Annotated in this window: 10 protein-coding genes; 2 read left to right on the top strand and 8 right to left on the bottom strand. The window is 58.1% G+C overall.

What is annotated here, in order from left to right:
• The 8 genes from NTD88_RS01660 to NTD88_RS01625 form a co-directional block, all read right to left on the bottom strand.
• Positions 1–798: a CoA-transferase subunit beta gene (locus NTD88_RS01660; RefSeq protein WP_095158426.1), complete on the bottom strand. Its 798-nt coding sequence runs from the start codon at positions 796–798 to the stop codon at positions 1–3.
• A 12-nt stretch (positions 799–810) separates the two neighbouring features.
• Positions 811–1686, bottom strand: a complete 876-nt coding sequence (locus NTD88_RS01655; RefSeq protein WP_262155884.1) for a CoA transferase subunit A — start codon at positions 1684–1686, stop codon at positions 811–813.
• Position 1687: 1 nt separating this feature from the next.
• On the bottom strand, positions 1688–2584 hold the full coding sequence (locus NTD88_RS01650; protein ID WP_262155886.1) for a VOC family protein: 897 nt from the start codon (positions 2582–2584) through the stop codon (positions 1688–1690).
• Positions 2585–2685: 101 nt separating this feature from the next.
• Positions 2686–3453, bottom strand: a complete 768-nt coding sequence (locus tag NTD88_RS01645) for a sulfite exporter TauE/SafE family protein (protein WP_262155888.1) — start codon at positions 3451–3453, stop codon at positions 2686–2688.
• Positions 3454–3515: 62 nt separating this feature from the next.
• A complete protein-coding gene (locus NTD88_RS01640) occupies positions 3516–4490 on the bottom strand; it encodes a hypothetical protein (RefSeq protein ID WP_262155889.1) in 975 nt (324 codons plus the stop codon).
• A gap of 622 nt (positions 4491–5112) precedes the next feature.
• Positions 5113–9465 (bottom strand): RHS repeat-associated core domain-containing protein, encoded by a 4353-nt coding sequence (locus NTD88_RS01635; RefSeq protein WP_262155890.1) that lies wholly within the window; start codon positions 9463–9465, stop codon positions 5113–5115.
• Positions 9462–13505: a hypothetical protein gene (locus tag NTD88_RS01630; RefSeq protein ID WP_262155891.1), complete on the bottom strand. Its 4044-nt coding sequence runs from the start codon at positions 13503–13505 to the stop codon at positions 9462–9464. The genes NTD88_RS01635 and NTD88_RS01630 overlap by 4 nt, the downstream gene beginning before the upstream one ends.
• A gap of 125 nt (positions 13506–13630) precedes the next feature.
• Positions 13631–15934, bottom strand: coding sequence for a M66 family metalloprotease (locus NTD88_RS01625; protein WP_262155892.1), 2304 nt, complete (start codon positions 15932–15934; stop codon positions 13631–13633).
• A 361-nt stretch (positions 15935–16295) separates the two neighbouring features.
• Here NTD88_RS01625 and NTD88_RS01620 point away from each other — a divergent pair, with 361 nt between their 5' ends.
• Both NTD88_RS01620 and NTD88_RS01615 read left to right on the top strand, forming a co-directional pair.
• Positions 16296–17462: an acyl-CoA dehydrogenase family protein gene (locus NTD88_RS01620; protein WP_262155893.1), complete on the top strand. Its 1167-nt coding sequence runs from the start codon at positions 16296–16298 to the stop codon at positions 17460–17462.
• Positions 17459–18646 (top strand): acyl-CoA dehydrogenase family protein, encoded by a 1188-nt coding sequence (locus NTD88_RS01615; RefSeq protein WP_262155894.1) that lies wholly within the window; start codon positions 17459–17461, stop codon positions 18644–18646. The genes NTD88_RS01620 and NTD88_RS01615 overlap by 4 nt, the downstream gene beginning before the upstream one ends.
• The last annotated feature ends 322 nt before the right edge of the window (positions 18647–18968 follow it).

Below are 18968 nucleotides of genomic sequence, written 5' to 3'. Positions count from 1 at the left end.
TCAGGCGGTACGGATGCCGGGCGGGTTGCCCTTGAGCGCGCTGGCGCGCAGGTCGTGGGGATCGAGCCGGCGGATCAGCGCCAGTTGTTCAGCGGTCGGGTGCGCGGTCTGTTTCAGGTGCGGTGACTTGAGCAGCGGGAAGCCGGTGTTGTCCTGAACCTGTTCGAAGCTCACGCCCGGGTGCAGGCTGCGCACCTGCACGGCGCGCTCGGGGCCGTCGAAGTCGAGGACGCAGAGGTCGCTGACCACCACGCGGATATCCATCAGGTCGCGGCGCGCGCCTTCGGGCCAGCGATCGGCCTTGAAGCCGACGCCGGAAACCATGTCCACTTCGCCGCTGACGAACACCCGGGTGTTGTGATTGGGCACGAAGAACGAATTGAGGTGGTTGATGCTGTTGCCCGGCAGGCCGCGCACACCGAGGATCGCGGTCTTCGGCTTGTGGTAGTCGCCGACGCAGGACAGGTTGGTCTGGCCCCAGCGGTCGATCTGGGTCGGGCCGATCATGGCGTGGCGGCGCCCGCCCCAGACGCATTCGAAGACCCGCTCGAAGGACATATAGCCCGAGTAGCGCGGCTGATAATCCCCGCGCGGACCCAGCGGCACCGGCTCTTCCACCAGGAAGGCCTCGCTGTCGGTCATCAGCAGTTCCGGGCTGTGGCTGAGCTTGGCGACGCTGGCCCCCAGGCGCGGAATCACGCCGAGGCCCGAGGCGATCAGCTCGCCGTTGCCGCGCCAGGCTTCGGCGGCGGCGACGATCAGCAGTTCGGCGAGGGTGAAATCACAATTGGCAGACATTCTTCGCTCTCCTCAGAACACGGGAAGGGGCAACGCGCCCATGCGCTCGGCACCGCCGTTTTGCGCTTGATAGGCCTGCTCGCCGCCGGCCACGTAGGTCTGCAGGTACTGCGCCCAGCCGCCCTCCTCGCTGGCACTGGCGACGTAGCGTTTGAGGTGCTGCAGGTCCCAGCCGTAGTCGGACGGGCATGAGGTCGGATGCGCGCCCAGCGGTGCGTGAATCACGCCGGTCACCAGGTAGCGCTCGAAGGTATTGAAGCGGGCGTTTTCGGCGGTCAGTTCCAGGCGCTCCTCGAGCTTTTCGCAGGAGACGAAGCACTGCTGCGCGGCGCGGGCGAACAGGTGGTCGAAGTACGGATCGGGACCGGTGACCAGGCAGTTGCCCAGGCGGTCGGCGACGTTGACGTGGAGGAAGGCGACATCCAGGTTCAGCGCCGGCATCGCCAGCAGTACCTCGCCGTCAGCGTAGGGCGAGCGGATTTCCTTGATCTCGGGGTTGAGCCGCGCCACGTCGGTAGCCAGGCCGCAACGGGTCGGCAGGAACGGCAGGCGCATGCCGGCGGCGCGCAGGCCCCACTGGAACATGCCTTCGTCCAGTTCCATCAGCTCCAGCTCACCGGCTTCGCGGGCCTTGCGGTAGTAGGGTTCCAGCGGAATGGCGTCGAGGGTGGCGAAGCCGAACACCAGTTTGCGCACCTTGCCGGCGGCACAGAGCATGCCGACTTCCGGGCCACCGTAGGCGACCACGGTGAGGTCTTTCACTGGCGAACGAAGGATCTCGCGGACGATCGCCATCGGCTTGCGCCGCGGGCCCCAGCCACCGAAACCGATGGTCATGCCGTCGCGCAGTTGGGCGACCGCATCGGCCGCCGTCAGTTGTTTGTTCATGTCAGGCTCCTTGCTGGCCGACCGAGAAGTCATGGCCCCAGATGCTCACGCGGGTGAACTCGAAGGCCGAGTGTTGCGCCCAGTCCACTTGCAGGCCGCCGAAGCCGTATTCGAGGTCGAAGCCGGACGGGGTCTGCATGTAGAAGCTGGTCATGCGGTCGTTGAGGTGCTGGCCGAGGGTGGCCGAGAGCTTCACGCCCTGGGCCAGGTGGCGGTCATAGGCGCGGCCGACTTCGGTCATCGAATCGACCTCGACCATCACGTGCACGCAGCCCGACGGCACCGGGTACTCGGCCAGGGCCAGGCTGTGGTGGCGGGCGTTGCCGCAGTGCAGGAAGTGGATGCGCACCGGTGGGGCCGACGGGTCGGGGCGGAAATTGAAGATGTCCGACAGGCCGAAGCCGAGCACATCCTTGGCGAATGCCAGGGTCGCGTCGAAGTTCGGCGCCGGCAGGACCGTGTGGCCCAGGCCCATATCGCCGGTGATGAAACGCGGCACGCCCAGGGGCGAGACGAATGGCAGGCAGTCGGAGCGATGGCCCCAGCTCAGCTCATGGCGATTGCCGGATGGATCGACCACCGACGCCAGCGCCTGCACGCCGCGCTGGTCGATGTCCTCGGCGCTGCCGGCCTGCCATTCCACGCCCTGCTCGTCCAGATGGCGCAAGGCGGCGTTGAACGCCTGCTCCGAGGCCAGCTCCCAGCCCGACGCGACATAGCGCGCCGCGCTGCCTTCGACGATCAGCATGCGAAACGGCCGCTCGTCCATCTTCACATACAGCCCGCCCGCCGGCGCCGGCCGGACCTGCATGCCGAGCACATCCTCGGCGTAGCGCTGCCATTGGCTGAGGTTTTCGACCTGTGCGACGAAATAGCCCAAACCGCGAATCTCGATCATGCCCCTGTTCCTCGATGGCTGAATTCGGTATCGAGGTCATTGTGCGCAGCGGCACTGGGGGCATCATCGTCCGTTGAGACTAAGCGGGTTGGGCGGGCGGACTAGCTGAAAATGGACAAGGCCATCCTGCCGATCAGGAAGACCAGCAGGATCAGGAAGAACACGCGAATAAAGCCGCTGCCATAGCGCAGCGCCAGAAAGGTGCCGACGAAAGCCCCGGCCATATTGCTGAGGCACACCAACCCGCCAATGGCCCACAGCACATGGCCGGACGGGATGAAGAACAGCAGCGCCGCGCAGAACGTCGCCAGATTGACCAGCTTCGCCGACGCGGAGGCGTTGAGGAAATCGAAACCAAAGACCTTCACGAAGGCAAATAGCAGCAGGCTGCCGCTGCCGGGACCGAAGACGCCGTCATAAAAGCCGATCAGCGCGCCGAGGCAGATGCCCCACGCGACGGTTCGCCCGCTGCGGTGAACGTGCGCATGCGTCCTGCCGAGGTCCTTTTTGGCAAACGTGTACACGGCCATCAGTACCAGCACGATGAACACCGCGTATTCCATGACCGATCGGGGAATCAGCGACACCGAAAAGGCGCCGAGAAACGAGCCTGCGAACGCCGACGCCATGGTGGGAATCAAGAGCCACCAGACGATCCTGACGCGCTTCGCGTAGCTGAAGATCGAAGCGAGGTTACCCGCCAGCACCGCCAGCTTATTGGTGCCGAAGACGGTAGCCAGACTGTATTGAGGTAGCGCATGCAGGAGTGCGGGAACCTGTACCAGCCCGCCTCCGCCTACCGCGGCATCGATCAGGCCTCCGCAGAAAGCAAATAACGCCAGAATGACCAGGGCATTTTCAAACGCCATCAAAACCTCGTTCAAACGCGGGAATACGAAAACCTTTTTTAACGTTCCGAGCTATTTGCGGATTACATAAGCACATCGCACAAAGCGCAAAAAGCCGCTCCGACACGTTTGTTGTAATCCAGCATTATGTTCTGCATCCGATCAGTCTCGAAGGGAAGACCGGCCTGCCGGCCAAATGCCTGGACGGCGGCAAGCGCATGAAGACCATGCCTGTTTTCCACGTCACCAGAGTGCCCGGTGACATAAGCCCTGGCATTACGAATGCCTTTGGCATCCGCTCTAAACGAGGCATTGAGGGTGTGCAGCTTTTCCTCGATGTACTGCGCAAGGAAATTGTATTCACGGCCATTCCAAAGCTCTGACGCGACGGAGACCAGCATGGCGTCCATCATCGATTGCTGATACCTGGCGGATTGCACTGGAGCGCCATGCGCCGCCACCCCTGTTTGATAAAGAAAACCGGAAAACCTGTTGCACGCCTCAACGGTGTAACGACTGGCGACCCAATCCGAAGCGCCAAAAGCGGCTGTCATGTGAGCGTACATTCCATCATGCCCCTCATGCCCGAGGCCAAAGTCATCTTTGGCGACCTCATGCATGTGCGCCATTACGAGGCTGTGGTTCATTTGCTCATTCACCGGCACGGACACTGCGTCCGCGGATAGACGCATGATGATTTTTGCCGAGACCAGGCTGGTCGTTTTATGAAGTTCATTCCAGCCATTGAAGAACTTCAAGACACCGTCGTCAGCGTCGGTCTTGTTCAGGAAGGCCCTGAATGCGGTCTCGGCATAGCGTTGTGCAGTCTGCGTGATGGGGGCGTCAAGAACATTGCGCATTGCCTGTTTGATACTCGTCACATGCTCAATTTGTGCACGCAAGGGTCCTCTGCGCATGCCTTCCGTTATTGCCCGTCCTGGAATTTTTAAATGGGCGATATGCTGGGGAAGCGTCTTGATGAAACTCAGCCCAAAGCCGTGCATGGATTTGGCGCCCACAAAGCCCTCAACGCCGTGCCCTTCAAACATGGAACTCATGCTTATCTCCTTGAAGTGAATCGAAAAGAGAGACCCGCAGAAGATTCGAACTCCTGGCATTAAAGCCAGTACCGCACGATTAACAAACCTTCAGAGTGCCGCATCAATACTGCGTCAACACTAGCCAACTCCAAGATGAGAACAAGAACAAAAACCAATGAAATGTCTCGCAATCACGTAGGAGACTTCTCCATCGAGAGATTGCGAAGAATCTTATGCAAGGTCGAAGTGCCGGAGCGGTTTAATAAAACTTGCGCCCTGCAGGAGAAGTACACGCTGATTCTTGCGCCTGGATCGACCAAGGACAACGACGGTAACCGAGATCCGGAGACGCATCAGACAATGCCTGTGGTTATGTCATGACGGACGCAGAGCTCTTGGCCCAAGACTGAGACCGGGCGAGCCGATGTCGCCTGACAATGGTCAATACGCTGTAGGGACTGGAGTCGATTGGTGCGCTACATCGAGGCCGGCTTCTTGCAAGTCGACAACAACCGGTTTTTTAGGGGGCGACAGCAGTTGCTATCGAGCATGCAGACGCAATATACCTGCAGGATATGGTTACCAGGGCAGCGCCCTGGCAACCATTGCGACACATGCAAAAACCTCTTGAATTATTAATTTAAACGCCATGTAGTCCGGAAGCGCCGGGACGCGGAAAAAACTTGACAGGACTGTATCTGAAATTCAACCACAGGTCATATTGCACCGGATCAAACATATGAGACTGGTTAATCGGATTAAAAGGATTCACTTTTGTAATCCTGAGCGAATCCATGTTGGCAATTAATCCATTAATTACTTTTCCACCTCCAAACTCCCCGAGAGCAAACCCCTGACCGACTTCATTCGCCGTATAGTTCGAATACACACCCCCCACATACCCTTTCACCTTGGAACGCGTGAGGTCAGCAAAGCGCTGGGCAAAGGAATTATTCAATCCATCGGCCGAATGGCACATGATCAATCGAATATTGGGATATTTTTCAAAATTGACAAAACCCCTGAGCTTTCTATATACGTCATCCGCCAACTTCAAGCCATCATCCAGCGCCATCATCCCACTGTTACCAACCAGGCCTCCATGGGCGTGTATATTCAACCGCGGAGCCCCTTTGTATGTATCTTCAAATATATACCCCAGGTCACCAGCGAGCCGGGCATTCCTGCCGTCACGCCCCATCTTTTCATATACAGTTACCGAGGCGCCGGTTCTCCCACCGGCGGCAACTTTCCCGCCGGTACGTCGAGCAGTATCCAGATAACGCCCGCTACGCGACGCTTTAAACAGCGCACTGACGCCCTGGAGTTTCACGAAATGGCGCAAACTGCGCAGCGCCTGAATGCCCGCGCGTACGCCTTTGGCGATCAGCCCGGCTATTTTCGCAAAGGCCGCCCCCGAAGCATCGAAGAAGCTGAGCGCTGTCGATGCCCACCCCAGCTTGTCAGACAACGCCGGGTTGCTTTGCTTGAGTGCCAGTGATGTTGCGCCCAGTGCGAATCCCGTCGCGCCAACGGCCAACAACACCACACCCAGCACACCGCCGGTCATGATCGAGCCGATAACCGCAAGCGCACCAAACACCCCGAGCAGTAACCATTCCCACCACTCCGCCGGCTCATGAGTGGGTGGCGTCGACTGCAGGATCATGTCGTCCAGTGAGGCCAGGCTTTGCGCCTGGGCCCGGCGGTTGATCATGATGTGCCCGTCCTTGTCCCACCAGTTCACCGGGTCTCTGCCGGCGCAGTAGGCCCGGTCATTGAGCCCGCCTTTGCCGAACGGGCTCAGGCTGTCGCCCTGATAAAACGCCTGGTGTTGCGGATCATAGACCCGGTAGCCATGCCCTGGATGGTAGTTGCCGGTCACCGGATCAACGCGCTGGCCGTTATAGCCCAGGCCGCTTTTCATGGCGTTCAGCTCTCCCAGAGGGGCCTCTCCCCAAGGGGTAAAGCCGACGAAGCGGCTTTCCCATTCGCCCTTGGCGTTTAACCAGAACTCCTCTCCACCGCCATTCTGTGGGTCGGCCAGGATGAACAGGGTCTCGGTGGTTTCGCTCGCACCCTGACCTTCACGCATCTGCACCACCAGGCCTGCTTCTTCATCGAGGACGCGCCGCTTGATAGCATCGCCCTTTGCATCCAGCCAGACTTCGCCGCACAACTGATTGTCGCTGTATTGCAATACCCGGCGCTGCTTGTTCGCCTCATCCCACTGGGCCGCCAGGCGTCCAAACTCGTCATATTCATAGGTTGCAAGCGTGGCTCCGTTCTCTGTTGAGGTGACAGATTGCAGTTGCCCCGTGTGGGTATAGGCGAATACCTGCTTCCGCTCGGTATTTTTTTGGTTACCGCTGTTGTAATAGTCCAACTGCGTTTCTATCGACTGGCTGGCAGGTTCATCTTTTGGGGTCCGTATTACGGTCACGCGGGTTCGCAGAGTCGGTTGTTTGAGATTACCGTAACTATAAAGTTGTTCTTCTTTGTCTTCATTCGCGAATGTTGTGACGCAGCTCAGAAGACTTCCCAGCGTCGTATAGGTATACGACTGGCTAATGAGCACATCGCCCTGCGCATTCTTGATTTCATGGCCCGCGGTTGCATTGACGGACCAGAAGCACAACTCGTCTCGCCAAGTCAGATAAGCAAAGTTCTCCGTTCTGGCAGGGGTGCTTTCCCCGTTTCGATACCACGTCTTGCTGGATAACTGCCCTATCGCGGTCCAGGTCTGGACGTAGCGACTTTTGACGATCCCGTCCAGGCGGTAAGTGCGTTCCACCTCCCGGCCGTGTTCATCGTAACGGTACGCAATGGTTTGTTTACGCCCGGTACGCATGTCCTCGACGGCGACATATTCGCACTCACCTTGCGCGCCATACCGGTAGCGGTATTCCAGTTGGCCGCGTCGCACCCGGCTGCGCCGGTTCTGACTATCCGTCCAGGCCCGACTGAAAACACCGCTGGGGTGCAAGCCTCCCGCCTCACTCCCACGCAGCGAATGCTGGCTGCACCTCGATTGTGTAACGCCACGCACCACCCGGTTGGTACGGTGTAGCCCCAAAAGCTGCGGCGACAAACATTCACTGGTAATGGCGCTTTGTAGATTGTCCTTGGTGGCGAGTCGGTTAGCCTTGATCCCCCGCGTGAGCGGGGTGTATTCGAATTTGACCAGCAGCGTTGATTCGTTATGTTTTTGGGCATACCAGTAGGTCGTGTTGCCGTCTTCACTGCTCCCGCAATAGAGGCGCGTTTTGTCCGGGCGAACATGTCCCTCGTCGTCATATTCGAAAGTCAGTGGTGAGCCCTCTGCGCCCACCGTCCGTGTCTTGATCTCGTCGCCCTGATTACCTGCGCCGCGCAGGGTTTGTTTGCCCATCACTACTATCGAGCCGCTGGAGCCCTTGATGCTGATTTTGGTAGGCGTGGTGCTCAGGCCCTCATATGCCCATTGCACCCCCCGGGTATCAGGCGCAATGACTTCTGTTCGCCGCCCAAGTTCGTCAAACGTGGTGGTCCATTTACGCGTCACTGGCTCAGTACCGCTTCCAGGCAGGGTTTCCGTGAGGCTGACACGGTGCCCCTTGGCATTGACGACCTCTTCGGTGACCACGCCGGTGCCTTTCAATTTATCGGTGCCCGCCTCCCAGCTTTTCTGGGTCTGCGTCAACGTCACCTGCCCGTCCCGGTGATTGCGCTGCTTCGTCTCCAACGCGTGCTGCGGGCCTTTGAGCACGGTGCCGGTCAGCCTTTCGGTCGTCAGGCTATCGCCCTGCTCCGCATCGGTCTTGCCGGTAGTTTTTTCGGACGTCCAGAACCAGTCGCGCAGGTTGTCCGGCAAGGCGATGCCGTCACTGCGCAGGCATAACCCTCCGGGGAAATAGTCATACACGCACTGCTGTGCGACTTCACCATCGGCACCGTAGGTCATTTCCTGGAGACAGACATAGTTGCTGTCAGCGTGATCAGCGCCGGCCGTGCGTTGCAACTCCCAGCGTACCGGGCGCTGCAGGCCGTCCAGCAGCACTCGGCCACAACGACCGTCCGGGCCGGTCGTACTGACCCAGGTGCCGCTGTGGGTATCCGTCCACGTGATTGTCTCGACGGTTTGCCCTTCCTCTGGCATTGAACCGTCCAGAAAGCTTTCTTCGTCATAAGGACAGGTTGTGCTGCCGAGCAACCGGTCTCGGGCATCGTAGGTGTGAAATAGCATTCTTTCCGGGCGACCCAGGTCATCCTGCTGCGTTTCGCGCACTGTCCGACCGCTGCGCGCAGACCGGATGTGGTGTGACAAGACGGGGCTCAACTCAAGATTTTCAACCTTCAATGTGGTTGCACTTTTCGCCCGCAACGTCCCTTCGTCGTGATCTGCTGTCAGGGTCTCCACCAATTTCCGGGTCTGGCGAGCCGCGTTGTCCTTGTACCAGGCAGTGGCGGTGCTCACGGTTGTCCGCACGTCGTCGTCTTTTTTACGCTCGACCTGCTGCAAGCCGACCGACAGTCCTGCTCGTCCCGTTGCTTTTGTCACGGTCCAGGGCACGGTAGTGGTATCTACTGTCACCCCCTCCAGACTCAAAATCGTATCCGGAATCAGCACGCCTTCCTGGTTCAGGCTTGCCTTGGCATACCCGTACACCGTCAGCGTAGCGTCGGACACGCTGCCGTCAGGAAATGCCAGAAACTGATACTGCGCCATCAGCGGCGGTTGCGTTGTGTCATGGATCACCGGGCACGTCAGCGCCATGGCCGTTGACAAGGGCGTTGCGTCACTGTTTTCCAGTTGCAGGCCAGTGATCAGGCCTGACACTTGGGGGGCCTTGTCACTGTGATCCGGCTTACTCGCAGTGGCAGCCACGGGGTAATAGCAAAAATGAGTCGTCTGGCCGTCTCCTGCCACGACCTTCGTCGGCAGTCCTAGCGCAGGATCACAGGTCACGAGGGTGGTTTCTGTTACTGAAGTGCTTGCTGTTGTCTGACTCATGACAGTTTCTCCTGCGCAGCGGGAGCCGAGGGTGTCGTCTGCAGATCTTCCGTGGTCACGCTGACTTTGACGGGCTGGGTAGCCCAACGGTATTTGGCCGCCAAGGTGTCGCCACTGACCTTGTCCGGGTATTCCATGCGGGTTGTAGTGCGGGAACTTCCCGGAACTTCCTCCACAATCTCCGTTTCAAGGCAATGGCTGTTCTTGAGCGTCCAGGTGCGTCGAGTGAACGGGCCGCTGACGCCATCACCCAGGTCCAGGGTTTGCGTAGAGGAAAATGAATCGCCCTCTGCTTGCAGCGCGTTATTAATGCCCCTCCACTGCCAGGTGTGACTGATCACGGCCTGACCGGCCCCCGGCACCAGGGTATGGCGCCCAACCTGTGGCAGCGGGATGTGAAGACTCTTACTGGGATCCCAGGTTTTCCAGGCCGTTACATAGCTCACCACCTCCAGCGAGCCGTCTTCCTCAGCCACCGAGTTCAGCACTCGGTCCAGTACCGGGTCATCGCAATAGCCGAAGACTACGGTTTGCGTTGGCAAGGCATCGTTTTTGCCTTTGCGGGTCAGTCTGGTCAGCAGGCAATCGGTGATATCCAGCGTGACGCTGTACTCCTCCTCCGTGCCCGGCCAAACGGTGAACGTGCTGGTGTACTTTCCGCTGGCGACGGGGGCGCCATGCGTGGCAGTCAACAGGTTGACCCCGTAGTAACTGATGGTGTTCAGCCGGACATGGCCGTCTTTTCCTTCCCACGCCAGGTACAGGCTTTTGCCTTGTGGTGACGTGATAGTGGACGGCACCAGTATCAGGGACGTGCGCTTCATCTCTGACTTGAGGTTGCCGAGTGCTTTGATCTCGTCTTTGATCTCCTGAGTGGATTCGCTTGAGACGCCGCTCTCCCTCTGCCATTGCTCCAGATTCTTTCGGTAGCGATCCAGCTTTTCCACATACGCCATCTTGTAGTGCTCACTGGCCTCTTTGTTGTCGTGGGTACCCGGTACGGCTAGCACCTCCTGTCGTCCGGAAGGGAATATCACCGTGAGGTCGGTCAGTTTGTCGAACGAGCCTTTCGCACCCGTCAAGGTCACGCCGTTGATGGGCAGGCGCTTTTTATCTGTCGCATCAGCGATATTGGCCGCGGTCAAGGTCAGCGTCTGGCCTGTGGCAAGCGTCAGGCGGTGCAGACGATTGTCATAAGAGGAGAAGCGAAACGCCCAGCCGTCCCCAAGAGCGCTTTCATTGGCCCGGGTGGCCGAATAGTGCAACGTGAGGTCGATGTTGGGGCCTGTGTCGTAAAGCCCGCGGATCACCCCCACCGGATAATGCGCGTGAAACAGCCCGGTTCTGGGATCGACACCGTTCTCGACAGCCCCACTGACGTCATAAACCTCTGAGCCGGGGGTGTTGGCGTAGTCGGCACAGAGCGAATCACTGGGAATAAAGCGTTTGCCCGTGATGGGTGGATCGATAGTAAGTGCTGAAGCAGCAGCGCGGGTAATACCAGCCTCGCTGATGTAATTTGCGCACGCGAGCGGATGGTTTGACGTTATCGTCATCCCGTCAGGGATATGGAGGTGAATGCCACCACTTCGATGGTAGTTCTCCTGCAAGGGAAGTACTTTGATAGGTGTTGTTCCTGGTATCAATTCGGGAGCACAGAAAGCAAACCGGATGCCCGACTCAACGATATTTGGCAGCAATTGCAGGTCCAGCGTGATTGTTTCAAAAAACTCAAATTTCTTGAGAATTCGAATAAGCTCTAACGTTGCAGGCGTGGTCGTCACCTCGAAACCTTTTAAACCACCATCGGCATTAAACCCTACGGAACCAAGTTCAAGCATCTCAAGTATCTCGGTTACACTTAGCCTTTGCAGAACATCTTCCTTCAGCCATAGGAATAACTTCAGAGTCTCGTATTGAATCATCTCTTCCCTGCGATATTTCAGCCTTGACAGTATCGCGTACAGTTGACTTTGTGCGCACTTTACCAGTGCTTTCCTTAGTGTGCACTTTATTGGTGTAAGCGAATCCTCCCCCGGGATCTCGACACTTTGTTCCAGCGCGCTAACACTCAGCCCATGAGAAACAGTAACGCTCAGTACCATATGGCTCTCAGTACAAGATAGACACTCTTTAATCCGATATGCAGAAGGCAACCGCAACTGCCAAAGTTCCACTTCCTCGGAGGGGATATCTTCACGCGCAACGCGAGAGGCTGGCAATGCAGAAGTATTTTGCTCAGCCAGTTCGGACCTAAAGATACCCTTAGCATATATTTCATTCGAAACACAGTTCCACCATATATCTGAAAGAGCTTTTGTTGTCCAGACATCACCACCCAAGGCTTCTTTGACTATCTTTTCAACCCTAAGCCCTGCAATGCCCTTGCCATAGTGTATAAATCCTTCATCACCGCTCCACGCGTGCAGCTGACGAAAGTAGTGCGCCGCCGAGTACTTCGCTCTGTCATACGGTTCAGCGAGGCCTAGTATTTCCCCCATAATCAACACTTCTTCAGCCACCAACTTGTCTCTCAGAAACATCAGCTTGGTGCCCAATTGAACAGGGACTACCTTATTTTTGTTTACCCTAGCGACCCACAGTTCTGCATGCAGTACCCCCTCTGTCTCCGGCGGCAGCCACAGGGTCCAGGTTTCAAACTTTTTATCTGTATCAATGGGCACACTCGGTTGAGCGTTGTTCTCACCGCACCCCACAAACGGCGCATCGGTGGCGAATTTCGAACCGAGGAATACACAAAGCGCCCTAACCCAGGCATCCTTTGTTGCCTTGTCGGCAACGCTCGGTTCAAATGCCCAAGCCTGTGCGATCTGACCACTCCACCGATCACACAGCGTGATACGTACGCCGTCTTTGTACTTGTCAAACAACTCACCCAGCGTCAGTGCTGTACCGTCCAGGTTTTCCAAGGCTTTTTCATGTGCCGAGGTGATACCGGGTAGTCCCAGTGTCACCACCCTGACGGGCAGCCCCATGACCCATAGGTTTGAACTATTGGGCTTGCCGAAGTCTGGCTCGGCAGTGGCAGTTGCTCCGCCCAGTCGCAGGTAACTCCCCAAGGGCGAGCTCTTCAGTCCGGCTGCAAGCGAGGTCATGCAGCTTGCAAAGTCGCTTCCCTTCACCGTGTGACTGAACGGTGAACCTGGCAGTTGCGCATTGGAATAACGGTCATAAACGAAAAACTGAATGACGGCGCCGTCAGTGGGTTTGAATGTCTCCACGGCTTTGTATTTTTGCCAGGTAACAGGCTCCAGTTCCACGGACAGATTTGAATACTGGGGTATCCAGAGTGTATTGCCCGTTTTACCGGGAGAAACGGACACCTTGTCGTCGCCCTGTTTACCAGCGCGCAACATGCCATATGTACTGTCGGCTTTCTTTTTGATTTCGTCGATATGCTTGCAGAGTGCCTCTGGCCAGTCAGTTGCCTTGCGTAGCGTGTCTGCCGGGGCAAACAAAAAAGTTTCATATAAATGCAGGTTGGTTCTGTCACGCACTTGAACCGCAATACTTTCACCCGCCGCCAGATCAAGGTCCGGCATCGGGGTTGCAATGACCTGGTTGGCAATGAACGGCGCGGACGTAAAGACCCGACAACCACTATCGTAGTACCAGAGCCGATTGACTTCGGCCTTCTGCGCGGATGTCATATCGGAGAATGCTTTTGAAGATGGGCTGCCGGTGGCGGAAACTTCAAGCGCACCGTTATTGCTGAATTTCCCCGCGATCAAATAACGCGGTTCGCCACTGGGTACCGGCGCGGCGTTGATGGCATTGAGAAAGGCGGCCGGCCATTTGGCAACTACCCGGTTGTCTTTATCTGCGGTAAAGGCAACGGTTTTCATGACCCGCCCGTCACGCTCCCTGATAACCCAGGCATGTATGCGTTCTCCGACACTCAGGTCACGGTCCGCCAAAAGATAACCCGGGCTCCGCCAGCGGTGTTCACCTGCCCCTACACTACTCACTTCGAAACCGACCATCGAAGGCAGGAAGTCATCAGCGTCATGATTCAACATGTATTGCACTCCGCGTTTCAGGCGCTGTACGACATGCATCCGCACTCGCCCATGCAGCGTAGAAAAGGGGCTCATGGGTGAGCCCCGTCGAAATGCTCATCTACAACCCGCCAGGTCGAACACGGCTACTGTCGCCCGGTGATCGTGACGCGCGTGTTTCCGTTGGGCGGGTTGAGGTTCCTTGACCACACTGAACCGCCATCTCGATAGAGAGCGGCCTTGGTCGGCGAAAAGGATGAGGGGACGTTCACATGGAACCGGTTCGGTGTGGTGGCTTGTACACGGGATGACCTCAGCACGAACTTCAGCGTCTGGTTATTAGCGTTCCTGACTTCCAGATAACACTTGGCCGCATTTATCTCGACGTCCCGATCCGCCGAATAACTGTTCCCGTACGCGCAATGAAGTGCAGGAAATATATAGTTGTTGTATCCGGCCCGAGGGTCATAGTAGCCAAGCAGCGTTGTGACCGGGATGCCCTGTTGGGCAGGCTTGCGGACAACATTGAAAGAGAAGTCCTTGACCTCGACCCACGTCGAGCCGTTGGACTCGTAATTCAATACCGTCCCTCTGACCAGCGGCACGGAGGTGCCATTTATACGCAACGTGGCGCCCCAACTCGCGTAATGCACAACGTGTATGCCTTTGGACTTATTGGCGGCCGCCGCGGCCGGAATGAATACGTCATGTGCGTGGTGGTTATCGTACAAGGGTATTTCAACCAGTCGGTAGTCGTTGAGCAACCGTGTCATGGAACTCAAATCAAACTCGTCAGCGGCAGCACTATGGAACTCACCCCATTCCTCCAGTTTTTTTGATGTTTCATTCCACTTCAGGTAGCCGGTACTGGAGGTTTTATCAAAGATCGCCTTGCTTTCCATAAACTGCTGGATGTGATGGTGGGTATGCGGTGTGCAAAGTGTATAGCCATTAGTCGGCGTACACATCGGGAACCCACCCGCCATGGTGTCGGTGCCGAAGCTATGCCCGTGAAACGGCGCTTGGCATGTACCTTCATAACAGGTAGGCAGGTTGAAGCATGATTTTTCGAAATTAGGGATGAAGTAATGTTTGTTACTATCCCAGCCCCAGCTTGAATTGATTGCTTCAGAAGAACGGTGTACCGACCCGGTGAACTTCTCAGGGTAATGACCGATCCCGTAGTTATGACCCAGCTCATGGCTGAATTCATTGCCCACGCAATCGACCAGCGTCACGATACTGCCGCCGCCCGACAGACCATGGACAACCCGACCATTACTGTAATTACCGACAGACGTGTGCGCCGTGAATTGCGCCGCCGCAAAATGTTTATTCAGGCCATCCTCTCCCGAACCCGGTGAACTGTGAATGCCGTAGCTGGCATTATTGATGCCCAGGGAAATCAGTTCTTTTCCCGTGTACTGCCTGAGGTCACCGTTATGAACATCGCCTTTATCGGTGGAGGCGCCACTTATCACCTCGCCACTGGGCAACTTTATTTCCTTCCAATACACCGGTTCATATTGGTTGACCACCAGCCGGCTGATGGGCGTCTGCTGAAAATACTGACGCTGAAGTTCAGCGCTGAAGCGGGATGAAAACACATCGTTATTGGGTGTCAACATGCCAATATCGATCGTATTCAGCAGAAGTTCGCTTGGCGCGCCAATATTGATAGAGTTGTACGACCCGCTAATATTAGCGGCGTCAAAGCGTAGCGTGATCCCGGGTTTTACATGCTGCCAGGGAATAATGCAGCTCCGGAGGTCAGGCGCGTAATCGATGGTTTGAAACTCAAGATCGATTCGTTCCCCCCACACGCCCTGTCTGTTGAAAAAAACCAACGTCTCGCCTCTTCTCAAGCGCACCGTACTTCCACCATAATGCACCCGCGATTCAAACACCGCATCGGAGTGAAACACTATCTTTTTACCCTTCAGTGACGTGGAGTGTCCTGGCAGATAGAAGTCCGAAGCCCAACGTTCATTTGCAAGTTTCACGTTCAGGGTATTGTGCGTCGAGAGCAGTGTCTTGAAGTGGCTAGCTTCAGGATCATGCGCGATCAAATCGATTTCTGCCTGGGTTTCGATGAGCCGATCATACTGCCCTGGCTCGATGAAATCCGCCTGACCAAACCCTTCAACTTTCCCGGCCATTGTTGGTCTCGCCATGAAGTCATGCAGTTTGACCGAATACAATGGATTATTCTCGAGAAGGACCTTCATTATAATTCCTTCTTTAAAATCGATAGCAGTGCCTATTGGCCTGAACATCACCAGCGTATTCCTGAGCGCAACCAGCCTCGGCTTCTTGTCACCCGGTAATGACGTCGACTGCGAGGGTATGATTATGGACTGGGCAAACTCTATGCTGGCTTGCATTCCATTTACCAAATCATTTTTCAAAGGCCGCTGATTAAAAAATACAGTGGGTTCGACACGTTCCATGACGCACCTCGTTAATCATACGAAAAGAGTAACTACTTTGATGGCGACGCTGCTTGTTTCAGCCTAGCCCGGCAAACTTCTGATATTTAGAATTTTTGGTAATAATATGGCCGGCACGCTACCTGGCATTTTTGTCAGTTGTCGGAATACCGGGCGACTGTCATCGTAATGATTTTTCTTGCAGCAAATAACTTGAGGACACTGAAACTTCATAAGGCCCACATTAGTAGCGGTGCCTGTTCAACACCCGCGGAACGCCATCACCGTACTTCACAAAGCGCCTAGTCCGTTTCAATGATTCGCCCGTAAAAGCGCCACCCCTAGACTGCGGCATCCTTTCGTCCCGCAGAGATCCGTCCTCATGGAGTTCGCCTTTACCGAAGAGCAGTTGATGATCCGCGACAGCGCCGAGCGCTTTCTGGCCCAGGCCAGCGACTCGTCCGCCGTACGCGCGGGCATGGCGCGTGTCGATGACTATGACCCGGCGCTGTGGCAGCGCATCGCTCAGGAGCTGTACTGGCCGGCGCTGATGGTGCCGGAAGCGTACGGCGGCATGGGCCTGGGGTTCGTCGAGTTGGCCGTGTTGCAGGAACAGTGCGGGCGTTTCCTGCTCGGCTCGCCGCTGTTCGCCACCGCGTGCCTGGCGACCCCGGCCCTGCTGCTGGCCGATAACCCACCGTTGCAGGCCCACTGGCTCGGCGCGATCGCCGCTGGTGACACCCGCGCCACCCTGGCGTGGGGTGCGGGCATGGACGCCGACAGCGTGCGGATCACGGCCCGCGCCGAAGCCGGCGGCTATGTCCTCGATGGGCTTTGCGCGCAGGTACTCGACGGCGCGCTGGCTGACCTGCTGATCGTCGCCACCCGTGAACCGGGCAGCCAGGGCGAACACGGCATCAGCTTGTTCGCCCTGCCCGCCGATACCCCGGGCATCATTCGCAACGCCCTGCCCACCCTCGACCAGACCCGCCGCCTGGCACGGGTCGAACTGCATGGCGTGCGCGCCGCTGATGCCCAGTTGCTCGGCGTCGCCGGCCAGGGTTGGCCGCTGTTGCGCGATGTGCTGAGCATCGCCGCCATTGGCCTCGCGGCGGAACAGACCGGCGGCGCCCAGCAGGTGCTGGACCTGACCCTGGCCTACGTCGCCGAACGCAAGCAATTCAACCGCCCTATCGCCAGCTTTCAGGCGATCAAGCACCGCTGCGCCGACATGATGTTGCAAGTCGAGTGCGCACGCTCGGCGTTCTGGTACGCCGCCTGTGTCGCCGGCGAACGTCTTGCCGTCGAGGGCGACCCGGCGCTGGCCAGTGAACTGCTCGCCGCCGCCGCCACGGCGAAGCTGCACGCCAGCGAAACCTTCTTCCATTGCGCGGCCGAGTCCATCCAGTTGCATGGCGGGGTCGGCTTCACCTGGGAATACGACCCGCACCTGTATTTCAAACGCGCCCGGGCCGGCGAACAGTGGCTTGGCACCCCGGCCTGGCACGCCGAGCGCCTGGCCGCGCAACTCCTGGAGCAACGCCCATGAAGATCGGATTCAACAGCGCGGACGAAGCCTTCCGCAAAGACGTCGCCCAGTGGATGGCCGAACACCTGCGCGGCGAGTTCGAGCCCCTGCGTTTTCGCGGCGGGCCGGGCGACGAGCACAGCTTTCCGGAGCAACGCAAAGCCTGGGAACGCGAACTCGCCGCGGGCGGTTGGACCGGCGTCGGCTGGGCCACCGAACACGGTGGTCGCGGCCTGAGCATCAGCCAGCAAGTGATCTTCCACGAAGAATATGCCCGCGCCGGCGGCCCCGGACGCATGGGCCATATCGGCGAAGGGCTGGTCGGCCCGACCCTCGCCGCCTTCGGCAACACTGATCAGAAACGCCGGCTGCTGCCAGGCATCCTCAGCGGCCGTGAGTTCTGGTGCCAGGGGTATTCCGAGCCCGGCGCCGGCTCGGACCTCGCCAATGTGCAGACCCGCGCGCGCCTCGACGACAGCGGCGAGTACTGGCTGATCAGCGGGCAGAAAGTCTGGACCTCGCTGGCCCACGAAGCCGATTGGTGCTTTGTGCTGGCCCGAACCGAACCGGGCAGCAGAGGTCATCACGGGCTGTCGTTCCTGCTGGTGCCGATGGCCCAGGAACAGATTCGCGTGCAGCCAATCCAGCAACTCACCGGCACCAGCGAGTTCAACGAAGTGTTCTTCGACCAGGCGCGGACCTCGATCGCCAACCTGGTCGGCGAGCCCGGCGATGGCTGGAAGATCGCCATGGCCCTGCTCGGGTTCGAGCGCGGCGTCTCCACCCTTGGCCAGCAGATGCAGTTCCACAACGAACTGGACGAGGTCATTCGCATCGCCCGCGACAACGGCGCCAGCCGCGATCCGTTGCTGCGCCAGCGCATCGCCCGCGCCTGGGCCGGGCTCAAAGTACTGCGCTACAACTCGCTGCGCATGCTCTCCGGTCCGCAGGACGGCAGCCTGGCGCGCGAAGCAATGATCTACAAATTGGCCTGGTCCACCTGGCATGCCGAACTGGGCAAGTTGGCGATGGATGTGCTGGGACCGCAAGCGGAGGTTCTCGACGGCGCGCCTTATGAGTTGAGCCGGTTGCAGTCGCTGTTCCTGTTTACCCGGTCGGACACCATTTACGGCGGCAGCAACGAAATCCAGCGCAATGTAATTGCCGAGCGGGCGCTGGGGATGCCGCGGGAGATGCGCAGGTAGCGGTGTGGAAATCCAGGAGGCAACTGCAACGTGGCCTCCTGGGTCTTGGTGGCCATTATTTGGTCTTATGACAAGCGCCTTCCAGTCACCACATGATCGAAAAGAGTGTAGATACCCATGCAGCGATGGCGCCCGCCCTGGCAACAGCGTTGCCTCGGCTGGCCTCATCGCCGGCAAGACCGGCTCCCACAGGTTCGGTTTTCAGCGCTTTCAAGATCGAGCGCCGCCCGCGCGGCGCATCGCGACGGTTCGGCGCCCCGACAAGCTCGCTCCTACATCGGTTGCAACGTGCCATGGCCTGACAGAGAGGTGTTGCCCGCCC

The sequence above is a fragment of the Pseudomonas sp. 20P_3.2_Bac5 genome, assembly GCF_025466035.1.
Classification (GTDB): domain Bacteria; phylum Pseudomonadota; class Gammaproteobacteria; order Pseudomonadales; family Pseudomonadaceae; genus Aquipseudomonas.
Note: the sequence above shows the minus strand (reverse complement) of the source record. Positions and strands in the feature narration are given on the sequence as shown.